Origin of the sequence: uncultured Limnohabitans sp., from assembly GCF_937889215.1 — a bacterium.
GTDB lineage: Bacteria > Pseudomonadota > Gammaproteobacteria > Burkholderiales > Burkholderiaceae_C > Limnohabitans_A.
Map to the genome: position 1 here is coordinate 1 of NZ_CALBEX010000207.1, position 2,986 is coordinate 2,986.

Annotated in this window: 5 protein-coding genes; all 5 read right to left on the reverse strand. The window is 63.2% G+C overall.

Annotation, left to right across the window (positions count from 1 at the left end):
• Positions 1 to 484, reverse strand: a 484-nt coding sequence (gene ureE, locus Q0341_RS05385; protein ID WP_299511055.1) for an urease accessory protein UreE, incomplete at its 3' end; no start/stop codon positions are given.
• Positions 484 to 2,226 (reverse strand): urease subunit alpha, encoded by a 1,743-nt coding sequence (gene ureC, locus Q0341_RS05390; protein ID WP_299511056.1) that lies wholly within the window; start codon positions 2,224 to 2,226, stop codon positions 484 to 486. The genes ureE and ureC, both read right to left, overlap by 1 nt.
• A 1-nt stretch (position 2,227) precedes the next feature.
• Positions 2,228 to 2,557 (reverse strand): urease subunit beta, encoded by a 330-nt coding sequence (locus Q0341_RS05395; RefSeq protein WP_299511057.1) that lies wholly within the window; start codon positions 2,555 to 2,557, stop codon positions 2,228 to 2,230.
• Positions 2,558 to 2,566: 9 nt separating this feature from the next.
• Entirely contained in the window at positions 2,567 to 2,746 is a 180-nt protein-coding gene (locus Q0341_RS05400) for a hypothetical protein (protein ID WP_299511058.1), read from the reverse strand.
• A 17-nt stretch (positions 2,747 to 2,763) separates the two neighbouring features.
• Positions 2,764 to 2,986 (reverse strand): urease subunit gamma (locus tag Q0341_RS05405; protein WP_299511059.1); only part of this gene is annotated, 223 nt, incomplete at its 5' end.

Consider the following 2,986-nt stretch of genomic DNA (forward strand, 5'->3'; position numbering starts at 1 on the left):
CATGCCCATGCCCTTGTGAGGACGCGCCATGGTCGCCATAAGCCCCGTTTTCGGGTTCGAAAGGTTCAGACACCGCCACCACCGTCATGTGCATGGCGCGCAGCATGTCGGCCAGCACATGGTCGGGCTCGATCTTCAGGTGGTCGGGTTGCAGTTCGATGGGTACGTGGCGGTTGCCCAGATGGTAGGCGGCGCGGGTCAGGTCAAAAGGCGAGCCGTGTTCTGTGCACGCTGTGATGCGCAGCACGCTTTGCGGCGCAGCTTCGACACGGATCAGCGAGCCGTCTTCGGCCACCAGCACATCACCGCCGCGCACCACGGCACCGCGAGGCAAAAACACGCCCAAGGCACGGCCCGCGCTGTCGGTCGCGTCAAAGCGGCTTTTCTGGCGCGTGTCCCAGTCGAGGGTGAGGGTGCTGGCGCGTTGGACCAGCACGCGGGCCAAGCCGCGGCCTTGCGGCATGAGTTTGGAGCAGATGATCATCAGAACAAAAAGTAGCGTTGGGTCATGGGCAAGCTGGTGGCGGGCTCGCACACCAGCAACTGCCCGTCGGCACGCACCGCGTAGGTTTGGGGGTCTACCTCCATGTGGGGCAGGTAGTCATTGTGGACCATGTGTTGTTTGCGCACGCCCCGGATGTTGCGCGCCACGGACAAGGTTTTTTGCAAGCCAAAACGCTCACCAATGCCCGCTTTCAACCCCGCGTTGGAAACGAAGGTCAGCGCACTGCGCGTGAGCGCGCCGCCAAAGCTGCCAAACATGGGGCGGTAGTGCACCGGCTGCGGCGTAGGGATGGAGGCGTTCGGGTCGCCCATGGCCGCCAGCGCGATGAAGCCGCCCTTGAGCACCAGTGATGGCTTGACGCCAAAGAAGGCCGGTTTCCAGATCACCAAGTCGGCCCACTTGCCCACTTCGATGCTGCCCACATCGTGGCTGATGCCGTGCGCAATGGCGGGGTTGATGGTGTATTTGGCGATGTAGCGCTTGACGCGGGCGTTGTCGTGGCGCGCGGTGTCGCCGGGCAGGCTGCCGCGCTGCTGCTTCATTTTGTGTGCGGTCTGCCAGGTGCGGATGATGACCTCACCCACCCGCCCCATGGCTTGGCTGTCGCTGCTCATCATGCTGATGGCGCCCAGGTCGTGCAGGATGTCCTCGGCCGCGATGGTTTCCTTGCGGATGCGGCTTTCGGCAAAGGCCAGGTCTTCGGCGATGCTTGCATCCAGGTGGTGGCAGACCATCAGCATGTCCACATGCTCATCGAGCGTGTTGTGGGTGAAAGGCATGGTCGGGTTGGTCGAGCTGGGCAAAAAGTTCGCCTGGCCCACCACCTTCAAGATGTCGGGCGCGTGACCGCCGCCTGCGCCTTCGGTGTGAAAGGCGCACAGGCCGCGTCCTTTGGTGGCTTCGATGGTGTTCTCTACGTAGCCCGATTCGTTGAGCGTGTCCGAATGCAGGGCCACCTGAATGTCGGCCTCGTCGGCCACGTCCAGGCAATTGCTGATGGCCGATGGCGTGCTGCCCCAGTCTTCGTGCAGCTTCAGCCCGATCACGCCCGCGTTGATTTGCTCGTTCAAGGCGGCAGGCAAACTGGCGTTGCCCTTACCAAAGAAACCCAGGTTCATCGGAAAGGCATCGGCCGCTTGCAGCATGCGCTCGATGTTGAAGGGACCGGGTGTGCAGGTGGTGGCAAAGGTGCCCGTGGCGGGGCCCGTGCCGCCGCCCATCATGGTGGTCACGCCGCTGGTCAGGGCCTCGTCGATTTGCTGGGGGCAGATGAAGTGGATGTGGCAGTCGATGCCGCCTGCGGTCACGATCAGGCCTTCGCAGCTGATGATCTCGGTGCCGGGGCCGATGATGATGTCCACGCCCGGCTGTGTGTCGGGGTTACCCGCTTTGCCGATGGCGGCGATGCGGTTGCCGCGCAGGCCGATGTCGGCTTTGACGATGCCCCAGTGGTCGATGATGAGTGCGTTGGTAAGCACGCAGTCCATCGCACCAGGCGCTTCGGGGCCCGTTCCGTAGGCGGCATTTGTCCGCTGCGATTGCGCCATGCCATCGCGGATGGTTTTGCCACCGCCGAATTTGACCTCTTCACCATAACTGCCCGCCTGCAGCGTGAAGTCTTTTTCCACCTCAATGACCAAGGCCGTGTCGGCCAGGCGCACGCGGTCGCCCACGGTGGGGCCAAAGGTTTCGGCATAAGCGCGTTTGTCGATGTGGGCCATGTCAGTTGCCTTGTGTGTTTTGCGCATCGAGTGCGCCTTGGGTCAGACCGCGAAAGCCGTACACCACACGGTCTCCCGCATAGTCCACCAACTCCACCGTGCGTTGTTGGCCAGGCTCAAAGCGCACGGCCATGCCCGAGGCGATGTTCAGGCGCATGCCGTGGGCGGCAGCGCGGTCAAAGCGCAAGCCCGCGTTGGTCTCGGCAAAGTGGTAGTGCGAGCCTACTTGGATGGGGCGGTCGCTGGCGTTTTGCACCACCAGCGTGCAGGTGCGGCGGCCCACGTTCAAGGCGTGTTGGCCGGGGTCGATTAGAAATTCACCGGGGATCATGCGGCCCCCTTATTTACGACGGCCAATGGCCCACGTGGCCAAAGCCACTGCGATGGCGACGGCAAAACCCAGGGCGTCCGTGGCGTGCCAGTGGCTGCCCCACAGGCCGTGCCCGTCGTGTGCCCAAACGGGGGCGTGCAGGCCAGCGAGTGAGGCGACAAAAAGGCGAGATGACGTTGGGATGCGCATGGCAATGCTTTCGAGGTTCAAACAATGGGTTGGTGCACGGTCACCAACTTGGTGCCATCAGGAAAGGTGGCTTCGATCTGGATGTCCGGGATCATTTCGGCGATGCCGTCCATCACGTCGGCACGGGTCAACACGGAGCGGCCTTCACTCATGAGTTGGGCCACGGTCTTGCCGTCGCGTGCGCCCTCCATCACGGCGGCGCTGATCAGGGCAATGGCTTCGGGGTAGTTGAGCTTCAGG